Genomic DNA, 17,848 nt, shown 5'->3' on the forward strand with positions numbered 1-17,848 from the left:
TCACCGACCCGCACGACCTGCCCGACACCAGCGGCCGGAGCACCGGCCGCCCAAGAGGAGAAGAACACCAACGATGACCCCTGCTCGCAAGACCGCCGGGCGCGTCGCCTTCGTGGGCTCGGGCCCCGGGGACGCCGGGCTGCTCACCGTCCGCGCCCAGGAACTCCTGGCCAAGGCCGAGGTCGTGGTGACCGACCCGGACGTGCCCGCCAGCGTGCTCGCCTTCGCCGCCCCCGGCGCCGAGGTCCGTCCCGCCGTCGGCGAACCGTCCGACGTCGCGAAGGACCTGACCGCCGAGGCCAAGGCAGGCCGGCTCGCGCTGCGGCTGGTCTCCGGCGACCCGCTGACCAGCCCGGCCGTCGTGGCCGAGGTCCAGGCCGTCGCCCGCACCTCGGCCGTGTTCGACGTCATCCCGGGCGTCGCGCCGGGCACCGCGGTGCCCGCGTACGCGGGGGTCGCGCTCGGCGGCACCTACACCGAGGCGGACGTCCGCGGCGAGGTCGACTGGGGCGCGCTGGCCGCGGTCCCCGGCCCGATCGTGCTGCACGCGACCTCGGCGCACCTGGCCGAGGCGGCGAGCCAGCTCACCGAGAAGGGGCTGCCCCCGACCACCCCGGTCGCGGTCACCGCGAACGGCACCATCAACACCCAGCGCACGCTGGACACCACGCTCGCTTCGGTCGCGAACGACGCGGGCGAGCTGGTCGGCCCGCTGGTCGTGACGGTCGGGCAGGCCGCCGGGCAGCGGTCGAAGCTGTCCTGGTGGGAGTCGCGGGCGCTGTACGGCTGGAAGGTCCTGGTGCCGCGCACCAAGGAGCAGGCTGGCGAGATGGCCGAGCGGCTGCGCGGCCACGGCGCGACCTCGCACGAGGTCCCGACGATTTCGGTCGAGCCGCCCCGCAGCCCGGCGCAGATGGAGCGCTCGGTCAAGGGCCTGGTCGACGGCCGCTACCAGTGGATCGTCTTCACCTCCACCAACGCGGTGCGCGCGGTGTGGGAGAAGTTCGAGGAGTTCGGTCTCGACGCGCGCGCGTTCTCCGGCGTGAAGATCGCCTGCGTCGGCGAATCGACCGCGGCGAAGGTGCGTTCGTTCGGCATCATCCCGGAACTGGTCCCGACCGGCGAGCAGTCGTCCGAGGGCCTGCTGGCCGAGTTCCCGCCGTACGACGACGTGCTGGACCCGGTCAACCGCGTCCTGCTGCCGCGCGCGGACATCGCCACCGAGATCCTGTCGGCCGGTCTGGTCGAGCGGGGCTGGGAAGTCGATGACGTCACGGCTTACCGGACCGTCCGGGCCGCGCCGCCGCCAGCCGAGACCCGCGAGATGATCAAGACCGGCGGGTTCGACGCGGTCTGTTTCACCTCGTCGTCGACCGTGCGGAACCTGGTCGGGATTGCCGGGAAGCCGCACACGCGCACGCTGGTCGCGTGCATCGGGCCGAAGACCGCCGAGACCGCGGTGGAGTTCGGTCTGCGGGTGGATGTGCAGCCGGAGAAGGCTGACGTGCCGCATTTGGTGGACGCGCTGGCCGAGCACGCGGCTCGGCTGCGGGCGGAGGGGGCGTTGCCTCCACCGCGCAAGGCCAAGCGGACTCGGCGCAGCTGAGGTTTCGGTCCGTGAAGGGCTCCTTGAGGGAATCAGATTCCCTCAAGGAGCCCTTCACGGCTTTCGGGATGAGTGCGGGAGTACCTTGGACGTGTGTTCCCTGAGCAGCGACCCCGCAGGCTTCGTACTACTCCGGCAATGCGCAGGATGGTCAGTGAGACCACGTTGCGGCCACGGCAGTTGATCCTGCCGATGTTCGTGGCCGAGGGTCTTGACGCACCGCGGCCGATTGCCAGCATGCCGGGCGTCGTTCAGCACACTCGCGACACTCTTCGCAAGGCTGCGGTCGAGGCGGTCAACGCCGGCGTCGGCGGGATCATGCTCTTCGGCGTTCCGGAGAAGCGGGACGCGCAGGGGTCCGGCGCGGTCGACGAGAACGGCATCCTCAACGTCGCGTTGCGGGATCTGCGCAGCGAACTCGGCGACTCCACCGTGCTGATGGCCGACACCTGCCTGGACGAGTTCACCGACCACGGGCACTGCGGCGTTCTCGACGCGGACGGCGTGGTCGACAACGACGCCACGCTCCGGCTGTACGCCGAAATGGGGGTCGCGCAGGCGGAAGCGGGCGCGCACGTGCTCGGGCCGAGCGGGATGATGGACGGGCAGGTCGGCGTGATCCGCCGGGCGCTCGACGAGGTCGGGCACAGCGAGACCGCCATTCTCGCCTATTCGATCAAGTACGCCAGCGCGTTCTACGGTCCCTTCCGCGAGGCCGTCGACTCCCAGCTCAAGGGCGACCGCAAGACCTACCAGCAGGACCTCGGCAACGCACGCGAGGCGATGCGCGAGCTCGAACTCGACCTGGCCGAGGGCGCGGACATGGTCATGGTCAAGCCTGCACTGTCCTATTTGGACATCATCAAGGCGGCCGCCGACATTTCGCCGGTTCCCGTCGCGGCGTACAACATCTCCGGCGAGTACGCGATGGTCGAGGCGGCCGCGGCGAACGGCTGGATCGAGCGCGAGCGCACGGTGCTCGAGGTGCTCACCTCCATCCGCCGCGCGGGTGCGGACCTGATCCTCACCTACTGGGCGGCCGAGGCCGCGGCCTGGCTGGACTGAGCCCGGGTAGGGTCTTTCGGGTGGCCGAGAAGGACGAGAACACCCCGAAGCCAGCCAGCGTGACCTCGGACGATCTTTCCGGGCTCACCGACGACGAGCGCCGCAAACGCGGGCGCGCGCCGGATCCGGTGCTGCCGGGGGAGACCGCGCCGAAGGCAACGCCGCCGACGCCGGTGCACGCCGCGTTCGTGCTCGCCATCGTGGGTGCGCTGATCGTGGTGGCCGGGCAGGTCGTCACGGTCTTTCTCAAGCAGCAGCTGGTCGAGCACGCGATCGAGCAGGTTCAGCAGAGCGGCCAGAAGGTCGACGTCGCTCAGGTGCAGGCCAACGCCAACACGCTCGTCTGGGCCATGTTGATCGGCTCGCTGTGCTTCGGCGCGCTGCTCGTGTTGTTCGCCTGGAAGGCCCGCGAGGGCACGCGTTCGGCACGCAGCATCGCGACGCTGCTGGCGGTGCTCGGCATCGTGTTCGAACTCGGGGTGATCCGCAGCATCTTCGCGCTCGTCTCTTCGCTGGCGCTGGTCGTCATGCTGATCCTGCTGTACCTGCCGAAGGTCGCGGACTACTTCCCGAAGGTCGGCAAGAAGCTGTAATGGCGGCCAGGACGCTGTATTCCGAGCCCGGTGTCGGCTGGTCGGCGCTGATCTGGGGCCCGCTGTTCGCCCTGCTGGGCGCGCTCGCCGAATTGGCCACTGGCGGGCCGACGCACGTGGTCGGCTGGGTGCTGATCGGCGTCGCGCTGGTCGCGCTGACCCTGCCCTGGGTTTACGCGCGGCGCCGGTTCCTTTCGCTCGAGGTCACCACCGAGGGGCTGCGGCAAGGCCGCGAGACGGTGGCCGCCGAGCGGATCGCCTCGGTGACCGACGTCGGCGCGCCGGTCGGGACTCGCGTGCTCGGCGGGGGTTGGTCGGCGCCGCGCAAGTACGACGAGTTGCCGGTCGAGCTGGACGACGGCACGGTGGTGCTCGCCTGGGCCCGCGACGTCGAAGCGCTGAAAACCGCGCTCGCGGAGCTGGCCGCGAAGAACCAACCCGAGGAGCAGGCCGATGACTCCCGGAACTGAACCCGCACGAGGGACGCGCGACGACGGCGAACCTGAAAGGCTGGATCCCGTGATCGACCTACCCCAGCCGACCGGAGCCGGGCTTTGGCCGCCGGAGGAAACCCAGCCGCAGGCGAAGCTCAACCAGCCGTGGCGCGCGTTCGTCGCGCTCGGCGAGGTCGTGGTGGCCGGATTGGCGCTGTGGGCGGCGTTCGCGCTGTGGCACGCCGGGGTCGTCACGGTCGTCACCACGGCGGGCGACGGCACGCGATTGGCCTCGGAACGGTACTTCGGCGGACATATCGCCGGGGCGCTCGGGCTCGGCACGCTGTCCGCGGTATTGGTGGTGGACGCGGTCCGCCAATTGCTGCTCGCGGTGCGGGCGCGGCACAAAAAGAAGAAGGGCTGATTACACAGCTGTCCCACAGGGAACCAACAGCTCACTGCTAAGCGGGCCCCGCAATCTTGCGGCCATGACGCGGCTGCGCACACGAACCTGGGTGGTCAACGGAGTCCTTGTCGTGCTGCTCGGCGGCGCGGCTTTCGGGATTTACCAAGCCTTTTCGCCGGCCAGTTCGACCGCGCAGGCACAAACCCGGACCACGCCGGTCCGGCGCGCGAACGTCTCGCAGACCGTTTCGGCGGCGGGCACGATCGCGAGCACGTACACCGGTGCCGCGAACTTCACGACGTCCGGCAAGGTCACGAGCATCGACGTGAAGGTCGGCGACGTCGTGAGCGCCGGGCAGAAGCTCGCCACCATCGACTCTTCCCAGGCGAGCAAACAACTTCAGGTCGCCAAGGCCAATCTCGCGGTCGCCGAGGACAACCTCACGGCGGCGGAGGACAACCCGCCCGCGAACCAGACCGCGACGCAGGCGCAGAGCAGCACCACGTCGCTGCAGGCCAAAGTGGATCAAGCGCAGCTGGACGTCGACAACGCGGAATCAGCGCTCGCCGCCACGACCTTGACCGCGCCTGGTGCGGGGACGGTGACCGCGATCAACGGGACGGTCGGGCAGCAAACGGGCAGCGGGTCCAATTCCAGCAGCAATTCGGCGGGGGCGTCGTCGAGTTCCAGTTCCGGTTCCGGCTCTGGCGGGCAGTCCGGGCAGCAATCCTCGTCCAGCAGCAGCACTGGCTTTATCGACATCACCGACATGGGCAGTCTTGTCGTCAATACTTCGGTGGCGGAAATTGACGTGAGCAAGGTGAAAACCGGGCAGAAAGCCACCGTGACTTTGAACGCGACGCCGGATCAACCGTTGCAGGCGACCGTTTCCAGCATTGACCTCACCCCGACCACGAGCAGCAACGTCGTCAGTTACGGCGCGAAGCTGACGTTGGCGAACCCGCCGTCGGGGCTGCGACCCGGACAGTCGGCGAGCGTCGTGATCACGGTCGCGGAAGCCGACGGCGTGCTGAGCGTCCCGGCCGCGGCGGTGCGGACCAGCGGGACGACGAACGTGGTCACCGTGGAACAGAACGGGCAGCCGGTTTCGCGGCAGGTCGAGGTCGGCGTGCGCGGAGAGTCCACTGTGGAGATCAAGTCCGGGCTCAGCGAAGGCGACAGCGTGGTGCTCACCGCCGCGTCGCCGACGACGTCGAGCGGCTCCAACGGCCAGCAGCGGACGGGCGGTCTCGGCGGGTTCGGCGGCGGTCAGCAGGGCGGATTCGGCGGTGGACGCCAGGGCGGCGTCGGCGGCGGAGGCCGGGGATGAAGCCGGTGATCGCGGTCTCCGGACTGCGCAAGACTTACGGCAGCGGGGAAACCGCGGTGCACGCGTTGCGCGGGGTCGATCTGCAGGTGTGGCCGGGCGAGTACGTGGCGATCATGGGCGCGTCCGGATCCGGGAAGTCGACGCTGCTGAACATGCTCGGCTGTCTCGACACCCCCACTTCCGGCCGCTACCTGCTGGACGGGTTCTCCGTCGCCGATCTCAACGAACGCCAGCTTGCCTTGCTGCGCAACCGAAAGATCGGCTTCATCTTCCAGTCCTTCAACCTCGTGCCGCGCACCAGTGCGTTGTCCAATGTGGAATTGCCGATGGTCTACAGCGGACTCAAACGAGGGGAGCGCCGCCGCCGCGCGCTCGCCGCGCTGGAGATGGTCGGGCTGACCGACCGGGCCAAGCATCTGCCGAACGAACTGTCCGGCGGACAGCAGCAGCGCGTCGCGGTGGCACGGGCGCTGGTCGGCGGACCGGCATTGCTGCTCGCCGACGAACCGACCGGAAACCTCGACCACGCAAGCACTGTCGACGTCCTCGGCGTCTTCGACCGGCTCAACGCGCTCGGCCGCACGGTCGTGGTGATCACGCACGAGGACGAGGTCGCGCGGCACGCGCATCGCGTCGTCCGGGTCAGCGACGGACGGATCGTGTCGGACGAGGTCCGCACCGGGGTGGTCGCGTGAACTTCGTGGAGATCATGCGGTTCGCGGTGCGCGGTCTCGCGTCGAACAAACTGCGTTCGGTGCTCACCACGCTCGGCATCACCATCGGGGTCGCGTCGGTGATCTTGTTGGTGGCAGTGGGAAACGGCGCGTCGGCGGCGATCACCGCGAGCATCCAGGGACTCGGCACCGACGTGGTCAACGTGTCGCCGCTTCGGGGCGGCGGGCAGTCCAGCCAGGTCCGGCCGCTCACCGTGCAGGACGCGCACGCGCTGGTCGACCCGGTGGGTGCGCCGGACGTCAAGGCGGCGGCTCCGGTGGTGAACACCAGCGCGACCGCGACGTACGGGCAGACCTCCTACGACGTGTCGAGCGTCGTCGGCACCGAACCCAGCTACTTCACCACCACGAACCGGCAGATCGCCGACGGTCAGCTGTTCAGCGCCGAGGACGTGACACAGGCGCGCAAGGTCGTCGTGCTCGGGCCGACGACCGCGCAGTCGATCTTCGGCACCGCCGAGCCGGTCGGGAAGAACGTGCTGATCAACAGCATCCAGTTCACCGTGATCGGCGTGCTGCAAACGAAGGGCAGCACCGGGCTGCAGAACGCCGACGACGTCGCGATCGCCCCGATCAGCGCGGTGCAGAACTCGCTCGCCGGGTACGGCGGGCTGAACCAGATCGCCGTGCAGGCGACCAACGCCGACGCGATCGGGCTGGCGCAGGCCGAGGTCACCGCGATCCTCGACGCCCGGCACGGCATCCAGGCCTCGGCCAATCCGGACTTCCAGATCCAGAACTCCGCGCAGCTGCTGCAGACCCGGACGTCGGCGATCCAGACGTTCACCGTGCTGCTCGGCGCGGTCGCGGCGATCTCGCTGCTGGTCGGCGGGATCGGCGTCACGAACATCATGCTCGTCACGGTCACCGAACGGATCCGCGAGATCGGCATCCGCAAGGCGATCGGCGCGCCGCGCTCGGCGATCCTCGGCCAGTTCCTCGCCGAGGCGACCATGCTGAGCCTCTTCGGCGGGTTGCTCGGCGTGCTGATCGGGGTGGTCGGCAGCCGGTTCAGCATCGCGGGCATCCAGCCGGTCGTGGTGCCGTCGTCGATCGCGCTCGCGTTCGCGGTGTCCGCACTGATCGGGCTTTTCTTCGGCAGTTTCCCGGCGAACCGGGCTTCGCGGCTGCGGCCGATCGATGCCCTCCGGCACGAGTAGGAGCGTCATGTCCGCGTCGACCACCCAGCCCATCCCGACCCCGCCGGAGGAACCCGCCGCGTCGCGTCCGGAAGACCTCATCGCCGAGCCCGCCGTCCAGGGCGATCTCACCGCCGAGTTGAAGCAGGTCGCCCGGCCGTTCGGCAAGCCGACGCTCGTGCTCGCGGGGTTGCTCGTGCTGGCGTTGGCGTTCGCCGGCGGCGCTTGGACGCACGCGGCGTTCGGCTCGTCGAGCGGCTCTTCCAGCGCCCGTACCGCTCCGGCGGACGGACAACAGCAGGGCGGCGGATTCGGCGGACGCGCGGGAGGCGGTCGCGGGACGGTCGGCACCGTGGAGAAGGTCGACGGCAGCACGGTCACGGTGAAGACCGTGCAGGGCAGCGAAGTCACAGTGTCCACTTCGGACAGTACGACGGTCGGGGTGACTCAGCCGGGCAAGCTCAGCGATCTCAAACCGGGACAGACGGTGACCGTCCAGGGGCGCACCGGAACGGACGGTTCGGTGACCGCACAGGCGATCGTGGCGCAGCCGGCCCGTTAGGGGACGTCGTTGAGCGCGATGATCGCGACGTTCAGCGCCGTCGTGTAGAGCAGCCACGCCAGATACGGCACGAGCAGCAGCGCGGCGACGCGGGAGCGGCGGTAGAACAACGCGATCGTCACGATCACGGTGAAATCGAGCAGCACGATGTCCACGCACGCGACCTGCGTGGAGCCGCCCGCGAAGAACAGCGAGATCCACATCAGGTTGAACAGCAGGCCGATGCCGTACGCGGCGAAGCCCTGGTTCTCCCCGTCGGTGCGCCAATAAGTCCAGCCCGCGACGGCGAGCACGATGTACAGGACCGTCCACACCGGACTGAACAGCGACGAGGGCGGGGCCCACTCCGGCAGCACGTACCGGTTGTAGGCGTCCGGCGCGGTCGTCGCCGCCAGCGCGCCGACCAGTGCGATGACGCCGACCAGCCCGAAGAACACCGCGAGCATCAGCCACGGGTTCCGGCGGTGTGTGGGCGCCGTCACGTCTCCTCCATGGCTCGCCCCGTCCATGCGCGCCCATCCTAAGAGGGGTTGCGCTGGTGTGCCGGGTGGCAATCGGGTGGCAGCTTGGGCGCCGCCGACACCCGGATGGAGGATTTGCAAGACTGGGACGGTGAGCACTGGCACCGAGCAGTCCAAAGCATGGTTCGCACGCGCCAAGGCGGCCGTTCCGGGCGGGGTGAACTCGCCGGTGCGCGCCTTCAACTCGGTCGGCGGCACGCCGCGGTTCATGGTCCGCGGCGAGGGCCCGTATCTGTGGGACGCCGACGGCAACCGCTACGTCGACCTCGTCTCCTCGTGGGGCCCGATGATCCTCGGGCACGCGCACCCGAAGGTGGTGGCCGCCGCCCGCGCGGCCGCGGAGCACGGGCTGTCCTTCGGCACGCCGACGATCGGCGAGGTCGAACTCGCCGAGGAGATCATCGGCCGGGTCGGCCCGGTCGAGCAGGTCCGGCTGGTCAACTCCGGCACCGAAGCCACGATGAGCGCCATCCGGCTGGCTCGCGGTTTCACCGGCCGCGCCAAGATCGTCAAGTTCGCCGGGTGCTACCACGGGCACGTCGACGCGCTGCTCGCCGAAGCCGGTTCCGGCGTCGCGACGCTCGGCCTGCCGACCTCGCCGGGCGTCACCGGCGCGCAGGCCGCGGACACGATTGTCTTGCCGTACAACGATCTTGACGCGCTGCGGAAGTCCTTCGCCGAGAACGAAGGCCAGATCGCCGCGGTGATCACCGAAGCGGCCGCGGGCAACATGGGCGCGGTGCCGCCGGACGCTGGCTTCAACGCCGCGTTGCGGGACATCGCGCACGAAAACGGCGCGCTGCTGATCATGGACGAAGTGATGACCGGTTTCCGCGTCTCGCGCGCCGGCTGGTTCGGCCTCGAAGGCGTGGCCGGCGACCTGTACACGTTCGGCAAGGTGATGTCGGGCGGGCTGCCCGCCGCGGCGTTCGGCGGTCGCGCGGACATCATGGCGAAGCTCGCACCCGGCGGTCCCGTCTATCAGGCGGGCACGCTGTCCGGGAACCCGGTAGCGGTCGCTGCCGGTCTCACCGCGCTGCGCGAAGCCGACGACGCTGTGTACGCGAAGCTCGACGCTAACGCGAAGCGTCTCGGCGGGCTTTTCGACAAGGCGCTCAGTGAAGCGGGCGTCACGCACACAGTGCAGTTCGCGGGCAACCTGGTGAGCGTCTTCTTCACCGACAAGCCCGTACGCAACTACGCGGACGCGCAGGCCACCGAGACGTGGCGCTTCCCGGCGTTCTTCCACGCGCTGCTCGAAGCGGGTGTGTACCCGCCGCCGAGCGCGTACGAGGCGTGGTTCGTGAACGCCGCGATGGACGACGAAGCGTTCGCTGTGATCGAAGCCGCGTTGCCCGCGGCGGCGCGCGCGGCGGCTGAGGCGGTTCGCCCATGACCACCGTCGTCCACATGCTGCGGCACGGTGAAGTTCACAACCCGGAGAAGATTCTCTACGGGCGGCTGCCGAACTTCCGGCTGTCGGAGCGCGGGCAGCGTCAGGCGCTCACCGTCGCCGAAGCGGTGGCCGGGCACGACCTCGCGTACGTCGTCGCTTCGCCGCTTCAGCGCGCGCAGGAGACCGCAGCACCCATCGCGGGCGCGCACCGTCTCGACATCGCCACTGACGAAGGTCTCATCGAAGCGGCGAACGTCTTCGAGGGCCAGCGCGTAGCCGTGGGCGACGGCGCGCTGCGGCAGCCGAAAGCGTGGCCGCACCTGGTGAACCCGTTCAAGCCGTCATGGGGCGAGCCGTACGTCGAGATCGCACACCGCATGCTCGGCGCGGTGCACCGTGCGCGCGTAAAGGCCGAAGGGCGCGAAGCGCTGTGCGTGTCGCACCAGCTGCCGATCTGGACGCTTCGCCGCTTCTTGGAAGCGAAGCGACTGTGGCACGACCCACGGCAGCGGCAGTGCTCGCTCGCGTCGCTCACCAGCCTGGTCTTCGACGGCGAAGAGCTGCTGGAGATCGTCTACAGCGAACCCGCGGGCACCACCGACCCCAAGGTGACCGGCGCATGAAACGGCGGCTGCTCGGGATGCTGATGGCCGCCGCGCTGGTCGTGACGGGCTGCTCGACCGGCAAGGACGCGGTCGTCTCGGGCGGCACCTTCACCTTCGTCTCGCCCGGCGGCAAGGTCGACATCAGCTACCCGGAGAACGAACGGCAGAAGGCCCCGACGCTGGCCGGCGACGACCTCATGCACGAGGGCAAACAGCTCTCGATCGAGGACTTCCCGGGCAAGGCGCTGGTGATCAACCTGTGGGGCCAGTGGTGCGGCCCGTGCCGCGCCGAAGCGCCCGAGCTGGAGACCGCGAGCAAGCAGATCGCCCCGCTCGGCGCCCAGGTCATCGGCCTCGACGTCCGCGACCCGGCCCGCGACGTCGCCCAGGACTTCGTCCGCGACCGCGGCCTGACGTACCCGTCGATCTGGGACCCGTCCGGCCGCGTGCTGCTGCAGCTGGCCGGGTATCCGCGCAACATCATCCCGTCGACGCTGGTGCTGGACAAACAGCACCGGGTGGCCGCGGTGTTCCTGCGGCAGGTGCTGGCCTCGGACCTGGTTCCCGTGGTGCAGCGGCTCAGTGCGGAGAAGTAGCGGGGGGAAGTAGCGCTCGCCGAACCCCGCGCTCTGCTCGGCCGGGGTCGCTCCGCTCCGCCCGACGCATTGCACTCGGCCCGGCGCCCGCTCCGCCGGGCGCTCGCTCCGCCGCACGCTCCGCGTGCGAGAGGGCGCTCCGCTCGGCCTGGGGCCCGCCCCGCCGGGTGCTCGCTCCGCGCCGGGGAGGTCCGTGAGGGGAACCCTGACGGAATCAGATTCCGTGAGGGGAACCCTCACGACCTCTCGGTTCTGCCGCGGCGCGGGCTGCGTCGCAGAGAAGTCCCCAATGCCACATTGGGTGCATGCGACGCACCCAATGTGGCGTTCGGTGCGTTGGGCGCACCCAATGTGGCATTGGGGGCCTCCGACCCGAGCCGTGCAGGAGGCCGTTGCCAACCCGGCGTCGCGCGTTCTTCGGCGGTCTGGGCACCTCGTGAGTGCCTATGCCGGTTCTAACTGGCTCAGCCGCGCACGAGCACAGGACCAAGGTCCCACCCGCGCTGTGGCGTACGTCCTGTGAGCGGGCCCCGCCCGCCTCACGTCCAGCTCACTGCCTACTCTCAAGTGCGTGAACTCCGTGTCCGAGCTGGCGCTCTCCGGGCCGCTGCTGCTCGCCGCGGGTGTCGCGCTGGTGGCCGGGGCCATCTCGTTCGCGTCGCCGTGCGTGGTGCCGCTCGTGCCCGGGTATCTCGCCTACCTCGCGGCTCTCGTCGGCGCAGACGCCCCGGCGGTGCGCGACGGCGAGGAGCGCAAGAAAGGCCGCTACGCCGTGCTGGGCGCGGCGGGGCTGTTCGTGCTCGGGTTCACCGTGGTGTTCGTCGCGACCATGGGCACGCTGGTCTGGCTCGCGAACACCTTGCTGGTCAACGAGGATCTGCTGCAGCGCATCGGCGGCATCCTGACCATCCTCATGAGCCTGGTCTTCATCGGCTGGATCCCGGGGCTGCAGCGCGAGGTCCGCTCGCACCGCGTGCCCGGCGGCGGGCTGTGGGGCGCGCCGGTGCTCGGCGCGGTGTTCGGGCTCGGCTGGACGCCCTGCATCGGGCCGACGCTCTCGGCCGTCACCAGTCTCGCCAGCGCCACCGGCGGGGCCGCGGTCCGCGGGTACGTGCTGGTGCTCGTTTACTGCCTCGGCCTCGGCGTCCCGTTCCTGCTGATCGCGCTCGGCGCCCGCTGGGCCGTGCGCGCCACCGACTGGCTTCGCCGCAACGGCCGCCGCGTGCAGATTTTCGGCGGGGTGCTGCTGATGGTGGTCGGCATCCTGCTGGTCACCGGGCTGTGGGGGGACGTCATGGGCTGGCTCCGCAACTCCGTCGCCTCCGATCTCGAGCTGCCGCTGTGACCACTACCGAAGCGCCCCCGAAGAACCCTCAGCCGTACCGGCCGTCCGCGGCCAAGCAGTTCCTGGCTTTCCTGCGCAACACCTGGCGCGGCTTGACGTCCATGCGCACCGCGCTGGTGCTGCTGTTCCTGTTGGCGCTCGCCGCGCTGCCCGGCGCGTTGCTGCCGCAGCGGCGGCTGAACGCGCCGAAGGTCGACGAGTACATCAGCGCGCACGGCTGGTGGGGATCGCTCCTCGACAAGCTGGAGTTCTACGACGTCTACTCCAGCGTCTGGTTCTCCGCGATTTACATCCTGCTGATGATCTCGCTGATCGGCTGTCTCACGCCGCGCAGCTTCGAGTATCTCAAGCAGATGCGCGCCAAGCCGGTGCTGACGCCGCGCAATCTCGCGCGCATGCCGCACCACCGGATCGCCCGCACCGCGCGCACGCCGGAGACGATCCGCGAGGACGTGCGCAAGCAGCTGTCCGGCTGGCGGCGCGTCGAGCGCGAGGAGGACGGCGGCGGGTTCAGCGTCTCGGCCGAACGCGGCTACCTGCGCGAGACCGGCAACCTGCTTTTCCACTTCGGCATGCTCGGCCTGATCATTTTCTTCGCACTCGGCAAGCTCTACAGCTACGAGGGCCAGGTCATCGTGCAGGCCAACGGCGGCCAGTTCTGCAACTCGGGCATCTACAACTACGACTCGTTCGAAGCGGGCCTGCGCGTCGACGGCACCGACCTCGACCCGTTCTGCGTGAAGGTCAACGACTTCACCGCTCGCTACACCGCCACCAACCAGGCCGACTACTACCACTCGCACATCGAGTACCAGTCCGGCCAGGACCTGCAGACCGGCACGTGGAAGCCGTACGACCTCGAGGTCAACGAGCCGCTGCGCACCGTCGGCGACCGGGTTTACCTGCTGGGCAACGGTTATTCGCCGCAGTTCACGGTGACCTTCCCGAACGGCGAGAAGCGCACCCAGAACACCCAGTGGATGTTCACCAACCCCGGGACGATGCTGTCCGAGGGCGCGACGAAGTTCGACCAGCCCGGCGTCACCGACGAGGTCCAGCGGCGCACCAAGCAGCTCGCGATCACCGGCCTCTTCGCGCCGTCCTCGTTCATCCACGGCGGCGTCCTCACCTCGACCGCGCCGCAGCTGAACAACCCGATGGTCGCGGTCGACGTGCTGCGCGGCGACCTCGGTCTCGACGCGGGCCGCGGCCAGTCGGTGTTCTCGGTCGACCAGTCCCGCGTCCAGGACGGCAGGCTCAAGCGGGTCGCCCGCAAGAACCTCGCGGTCGGCCAGGAACTGACGCTCGACGACGGCACGAAGGTGCGCTTCGACGGCGTCAACAAGTGGGTCAACTTGCAGATCTCGCACGATCCGACGCAGGGCTACGTGCTCGGCTTCGCGATCGTGATGTTCGCCGGACTCGGGGCGTCGCTGCTGGTCAAGCGGCGTCGCGTGTGGGTGCGGGTGCGGCCGGGCAAGGACGAGAGCGCGAGTACCGTGATCGAGGTCGCGGGGCTCGCGCGCACGGATCAAGCCGGATACGGCGAGGAATTCCAGCGGATCAGCGAACGGCTGGTCACGGGCCGGAAGGGCAGCTGAGGCATGGAAATCAACGAGACTCTCTCGCAGTACAGCGACCTGCTGTACACGACGACAGTGGCGATTTACGTGCTGGCGCTGCTGTTGACGCTCTTCGAGCAGGCGTTCGGCGCGAAGGGCCGTCTCGCCGCCGAGCGCAGCCGCAAGCGCGTGCTGGTCGGCGCGGGCGGACCCGACACCGACGACGCCGCGATCGAAAACGGCGACGTCCCGGCCGAGCCCGAGGCCCCGCGTGCGGTTGGCCGCGCGGAGCGGATCGGCCGGATGGGCGCGGCGCTGCTGGTGCTGGGCGCGCTGCTGCAGCTGTCGGCGATCGTGCTGCGCGGACTCGCGGTGCACCGCGCGCCGTGGGGCAACATGTACGAGTACGGCATGGCGGTCACCTTCATCACCGTCGTCGCGTGGCTCGTGGTGATCAAGAAGTTCCCGGTCCGCCACCTCACCGGGTTCCTGCTGCTGCCCGTCGTGATCCTGATGTTCATCAACGGCACGATGCTGTACACGGTCGCCGCGCCGGTCGTGCCCGCGCTGCAGTCGTACTGGCTTTACATCCACGTGTCCGCCGCGATCATCGGCTCCGGCGTGTTCCTGGTGCCGGGCGTGGCGAGCGTGCTGTACCTCTTCCGCACCGCGCACGACCGCAACCCGGCCAAGTTCGCCGGTTTCGGCCCGAAGCTGCCGTCCGCCGACGTGCTCGACCGGATCGCCTACCGGGCCACGATCGTGGCGTTCCCGATCTTCACTTTCGGCGTGCTGTGCGGCGCGGTGTGGGCCGAGGCCGCGTGGGGCCGGTTCTGGGGCTGGGACCCGAAGGAGACCGTCGCGTTCATCGCGTGGGTCGTTTACGCGGCATACCTGCACTCCCGCGCCACCGCGGGCTGGCGCGGGACGCGCGCGGCGGTGATCAACATCGTCGGGTTCTCGGTGACGATCTTCAACCTGTTCTTCGTCAACCTGGTTACCGCCGGACTGCATTCCTACGCCGGAGTGAGCTGAGCCGGGGGTCCACCGCCCGGACCGGGCCTCGGGCGACTACCGTCGTCGCCAGGGGCCCTTCGACGTACCCGGGAGGTTGGCAACGGTGACCGGACCCAGTGAAGAGACTGCCGGCGAGCAGCAGTCCGAGCAGGCCCAGGAACCGGCTGCCATGTTCTCCGAGGAACGCACCGACTCGACGCCGCACCCCGGCACCGGGCCGTACGACGCGCAGCCGACGCAGGTCGTCGACCCGCCGCCGCAGGGCGCGTACCAGCCGCTGCCGCAGCCGGGCGGCTACCAGCCGCACTACGACCAGAACCTGCCGCCGCTGCAGCCTCCCGCGCAGCAGCACCAGCCGCAGCACGCCGCCCCGCCGGGGTACCAGCAGCAGCCCGTCGCTCCGCCGGGCGTGGCTCCCGTGCCGGGCGCTCCGGCGCAGGGGCTGCCGCAACCGGCGTCCAGCGCGGACGAGCTGGCCACCGCGCACCTGGTCAAACAGCAGAAGCGCACGCCGCAGTCCGGCTGGCGCAAGGCGGTGTACCTGGGCAGCGGCAAGCTGCTCAACCCGGGGGAAAGCCCGGCGGACACGCGCCGGCGCGAGCTGATCGCCCGGGTCAACCAGCCGCTGCGCGGGTGCTACAAGATCGCGATGCTGAGCCTCAAGGGCGGCGTCGGCAAGACCACGACCACGACCACGCTCGGCGCGACGTTCGCGTCCCTGCGCGGCGACCGCGTGGTGGCGGTGGACGCGAACCCGGACCGCGGGACGCTGTCGCAGAAGATCGCCATCGAAACCACCGCGACCGTGCGGCACCTGCTGCGCGACGCGGACAAGATCACGCGCTACAGCGACGTCCGGTCGTACACGTCGCAGGGGTCGAGCCGGCTGGAAATCCTGGCCAGCGAACAGGATCCGGCGGTGTCGGAGGCGTTCTCCGAGAACGACTACCGGCGCACGGTGAACCTGCTCGAGCACTTCTACAACATCGTCCTCACCGACTGCGGCACCGGTTTGATGCACTCGGCGATGAAGGGCGTCCTCGACGTCGCGGACTCGCTGGTGGTGGTGTCCTCAGGTTCGGTCGACGGGGCCCGCAGCGCCTCGGCGACGCTGGACTGGCTCGAGGCGCACGGTTACGGCGACCTGGTGAAACGCTCGGTCGTGGTGATCAACTCGGTGCGCCCGAAGGGCAGTTCGGTCGACCTGGACAAGCTGGCCGCGCACTTCGGCGCGAAGGTGCGTTCGGTGTGCCGGATCCCGTTCGACGCGCACCTGGAAGAGGGCGCGGAAATCGAACTGGAGCGTCTCGGCGGGGACACCCGGCTGGCGCTGCTGGAACTGGCGGCGACCGTGGCGGACGGTTTTAACGGCAGGGCTTAACCAAGCGGCTGCGCTTGATTGACCGTGCGGGCTCCGCAACCACAACCCGAGATCGCGCCGGTTTCTGGACTGAAATCGGGAGGGACGAAACCGGCTTCCCAGCGATCTCGGCGCCCCGGCGGAGCCGGGGCAATCAAACACGCTCAGGAGTCGGTTTCGTCCGGGCGTTTGCGCTGCTGTTCGGAGAGCTTGCGCAGGAATTCGGGATCGTCGTCGGGAGCGACGGCCGGGCGGCGCTGCGGGACGCTGATCCGCTGCGCGCCGAGTGCCCGCCACAACAGAACGGCGATGGTGATCGCGCCCACCGCTGCGAGCAAAGGGATCATGCCCGGGGTCCTTCCGTCGTGCTGGCCCCCCAGATTAGCCGCAATCGGGCCGGACCGGGGGGACGGTGCGCGCGGACCCGCCCCGGAACGCGGCGAAGGGTCGTGACCGGCAAGCGATGCGGGAGGCACCCCTTGCCAGTCACGACCCTTCGGCGTGTTCGAGACCCGCGGATCAGATCTTGCGGGTCGGCTCGCTCGCGTCCGTGGTGAGCTCGGCCAGAAGGTCGTTCACCTCGGACTCGCGGAACCTGCGGTGTCCGCCCGGCGTCCGGATCGAGCCGATGCGGCCCGCGGTGGCCCAGCGGGTCACGGTCTTCGGGTCCACCCGGAACAGAGCGGCCACCTCACCCGGGGTGAGCAACCGTCCGCCCATGGTTGCGGTCATTTTCCGCCTCCTTAACGCCCAACTTGCTATACCGGGGGCATCGGGCGATTTCGCCCGTCGCGCCCGGGTGGCCAACGCGGCAATCGTGGCACTTCACCCGTCGGGTACTCGAACGGTTGTCCTTGGGTAAAGAGCCCTTAAAGTGCAAAAGGGACATAACTCAGCAGATTCTCAGGATCGCTCAGCGCCCGTTCGCGCCTCGCTGACCAGGCATTTTCTGACCAGCTGCGCCGAGATTCGGGTAAAGACTGAGCAAAGGCCGCGGCTGGGCGGCGTCCGGCGTCGAGGTTGCTGTGACGCAGGAGACAATCCGGGGCCTACCGGGATGCGCCTCCCGCGCGGGCGCGCCGCATAATGAGCCGGTGGATCAGCTGGACCGGAAGATCATCGCCGAGCTGCGGGCCAACGGCCGGGCTACCTACGCCGACCTCGGCCGGACGGTGGGGCTCTCCGCGTCGTCGGTGCACGAACGCGTCGGGAAGCTCGAGGCGGCGGGCGTGATCACCGGGTACCACGCGATGGTCGACCCGAACACGGTCGGACTCGGCGTCACCGCGCTGGTCGGCATCCATCCCACCGACACCGCCACCGACGAGGACGTCGCCGCTTCGCTCGGCGAACTGCCCGAGGTCGAGAGCTGTTACGCGGTCGCGGGCGACGAGGCCTTCGTAGTAAAGGTGCGGGTTTCGACGGTCGACGAGCTGGAGCTCACTCTCGGCAGGCTGCGCCGCATCCCCGGCGTCGGCCGCACCAACACGACAGTGGTGCTCTCCACCCGGTTCGAGGGCCGCCCCAACAACGCGGGCCTGGACGAGGACCCGGCGAGCGGGGCGTAGCCTGTTTCG

General features: G+C 69.5%; 20 protein-coding genes. 17 read left to right on the forward strand and 3 right to left on the reverse strand.

What is annotated here, in order from left to right:
• Window positions 1–73: 73 nt before the first annotated feature.
• From EIZ45_RS17710 to EIZ45_RS17750, 9 genes are all read left to right on the forward strand, one after another.
• A complete protein-coding gene (locus EIZ45_RS17710; protein WP_037818842.1) occupies window positions 74–1,606 on the forward strand; it encodes a bifunctional uroporphyrinogen-III C-methyltransferase/uroporphyrinogen-III synthase in 1,533 nt (510 codons plus the stop codon).
• 93 nt (window positions 1,607–1,699) lie between these two features.
• A complete protein-coding gene (hemB, locus tag EIZ45_RS17715; protein ID WP_078870729.1) occupies window positions 1,700–2,671 on the forward strand; it encodes a porphobilinogen synthase in 972 nt (323 codons plus the stop codon).
• Between the two features lie 20 nt (window positions 2,672–2,691).
• Complete coding sequence (locus EIZ45_RS17720; RefSeq protein WP_134663673.1) at window positions 2,692–3,264, forward strand: hypothetical protein; 573 nt, start codon at window positions 2,692–2,694, stop codon at window positions 3,262–3,264.
• Complete coding sequence (locus EIZ45_RS17725) at window positions 3,264–3,734, forward strand: hypothetical protein (RefSeq protein ID WP_134663674.1); 471 nt, start codon at window positions 3,264–3,266, stop codon at window positions 3,732–3,734. The genes EIZ45_RS17720 and EIZ45_RS17725 overlap by 1 nt, the downstream gene beginning before the upstream one ends.
• A gap of 49 nt (window positions 3,735–3,783) precedes the next feature.
• On the forward strand, window positions 3,784–4,122 hold the full coding sequence (locus tag EIZ45_RS17730; RefSeq protein WP_167756480.1) for a hypothetical protein: 339 nt from the start codon (window positions 3,784–3,786) through the stop codon (window positions 4,120–4,122).
• Window positions 4,123–4,186: 64 nt separating this feature from the next.
• Entirely contained in the window at window positions 4,187–5,434 is a 1,248-nt protein-coding gene (locus EIZ45_RS17735) for an efflux RND transporter periplasmic adaptor subunit (protein ID WP_134663676.1), read from the forward strand.
• Complete coding sequence (locus EIZ45_RS17740; RefSeq protein WP_037818846.1) at window positions 5,431–6,129, forward strand: ABC transporter ATP-binding protein; 699 nt, start codon at window positions 5,431–5,433, stop codon at window positions 6,127–6,129. The genes EIZ45_RS17735 and EIZ45_RS17740 overlap by 4 nt, the downstream gene beginning before the upstream one ends.
• On the forward strand, window positions 6,126–7,328 hold the full coding sequence (locus EIZ45_RS17745) for an ABC transporter permease (protein WP_037818847.1): 1,203 nt from the start codon (window positions 6,126–6,128) through the stop codon (window positions 7,326–7,328). The genes EIZ45_RS17740 and EIZ45_RS17745 overlap by 4 nt, the downstream gene beginning before the upstream one ends.
• A gap of 7 nt (window positions 7,329–7,335) precedes the next feature.
• Complete coding sequence (locus tag EIZ45_RS17750; protein ID WP_134663677.1) at window positions 7,336–7,869, forward strand: DUF5666 domain-containing protein; 534 nt, start codon at window positions 7,336–7,338, stop codon at window positions 7,867–7,869.
• On the opposite strand, the gene EIZ45_RS17755 is transcribed toward EIZ45_RS17750, so the two are convergent.
• Complete coding sequence (locus EIZ45_RS17755; protein ID WP_370318148.1) at window positions 7,866–8,351, reverse strand: TspO/MBR family protein; 486 nt, start codon at window positions 8,349–8,351, stop codon at window positions 7,866–7,868. The two genes, EIZ45_RS17750 and EIZ45_RS17755, sit on opposite strands and share 4 nt — an antisense overlap.
• A 130-nt stretch (window positions 8,352–8,481) precedes the next feature.
• Between EIZ45_RS17755 and hemL the strand changes: the two genes are divergently transcribed.
• The 7 genes from hemL (at window position 8,482) to EIZ45_RS17790 (ending at window position 16,292) form a co-directional block, all read left to right on the forward strand.
• Window positions 8,482–9,786 carry a glutamate-1-semialdehyde 2,1-aminomutase gene (hemL, locus tag EIZ45_RS17760; protein WP_037818849.1) on the forward strand — a complete coding sequence of 435 codons (1,305 nt, stop codon included), beginning with the start codon at window positions 8,482–8,484 and terminating at the stop codon, window positions 9,784–9,786.
• Complete coding sequence (locus tag EIZ45_RS17765; RefSeq protein ID WP_009071997.1) at window positions 9,783–10,409, forward strand: histidine phosphatase family protein; 627 nt, start codon at window positions 9,783–9,785, stop codon at window positions 10,407–10,409. Before hemL ends, EIZ45_RS17765 begins: the two co-directional genes overlap by 4 nt.
• Window positions 10,406–10,987: a TlpA disulfide reductase family protein gene (locus tag EIZ45_RS17770; protein ID WP_037818850.1), complete on the forward strand. Its 582-nt coding sequence runs from the start codon at window positions 10,406–10,408 to the stop codon at window positions 10,985–10,987. The genes EIZ45_RS17765 and EIZ45_RS17770 overlap by 4 nt, the downstream gene beginning before the upstream one ends.
• A 571-nt stretch (window positions 10,988–11,558) precedes the next feature.
• Complete coding sequence (locus EIZ45_RS17775; RefSeq protein WP_134663678.1) at window positions 11,559–12,332, forward strand: cytochrome c biogenesis CcdA family protein; 774 nt, start codon at window positions 11,559–11,561, stop codon at window positions 12,330–12,332.
• On the forward strand, window positions 12,329–13,933 hold the full coding sequence (locus EIZ45_RS17780) for a cytochrome c biogenesis protein ResB (protein ID WP_134663679.1): 1,605 nt from the start codon (window positions 12,329–12,331) through the stop codon (window positions 13,931–13,933). Before EIZ45_RS17775 ends, EIZ45_RS17780 begins: the two co-directional genes overlap by 4 nt.
• A 3-nt stretch (window positions 13,934–13,936) precedes the next feature.
• Window positions 13,937–14,929: a c-type cytochrome biogenesis protein CcsB gene (ccsB, locus tag EIZ45_RS17785; RefSeq protein WP_134663680.1), complete on the forward strand. Its 993-nt coding sequence runs from the start codon at window positions 13,937–13,939 to the stop codon at window positions 14,927–14,929.
• A gap of 85 nt (window positions 14,930–15,014) precedes the next feature.
• The gene (locus tag EIZ45_RS17790; RefSeq protein WP_134663681.1) at window positions 15,015–16,292 is read left to right on the forward strand and encodes a MinD/ParA family protein; all 1,278 of its coding nucleotides are present in this window, start codon (window positions 15,015–15,017) and stop codon (window positions 16,290–16,292) included.
• A 143-nt stretch (window positions 16,293–16,435) separates the two neighbouring features.
• Here EIZ45_RS17790 and EIZ45_RS17795 read toward each other — a convergent pair whose 3' ends face one another.
• On the reverse strand, window positions 16,436–16,618 hold the full coding sequence (locus EIZ45_RS17795; RefSeq protein ID WP_037818857.1) for a hypothetical protein: 183 nt from the start codon (window positions 16,616–16,618) through the stop codon (window positions 16,436–16,438).
• A 172-nt stretch (window positions 16,619–16,790) separates the two neighbouring features.
• Window positions 16,791–17,003 (reverse strand): BldC family transcriptional regulator, encoded by a 213-nt coding sequence (locus EIZ45_RS17800; protein WP_009072010.1) that lies wholly within the window; start codon window positions 17,001–17,003, stop codon window positions 16,791–16,793.
• A 362-nt stretch (window positions 17,004–17,365) separates the two neighbouring features.
• Between EIZ45_RS17800 and EIZ45_RS17805 the strand changes: the two genes are divergently transcribed.
• Window positions 17,366–17,839, forward strand: coding sequence for an Lrp/AsnC family transcriptional regulator (locus EIZ45_RS17805; RefSeq protein ID WP_009072012.1), 474 nt, complete (start codon window positions 17,366–17,368; stop codon window positions 17,837–17,839).
• Window positions 17,840–17,848: the final 9 nt, after the last annotated feature.

It is taken from the genome of Amycolatopsis sp. CFH S0740 (assembly GCF_004522315.1).
GTDB lineage: Bacteria > Actinomycetota > Actinomycetes > Mycobacteriales > Pseudonocardiaceae > Amycolatopsis > Amycolatopsis nivea.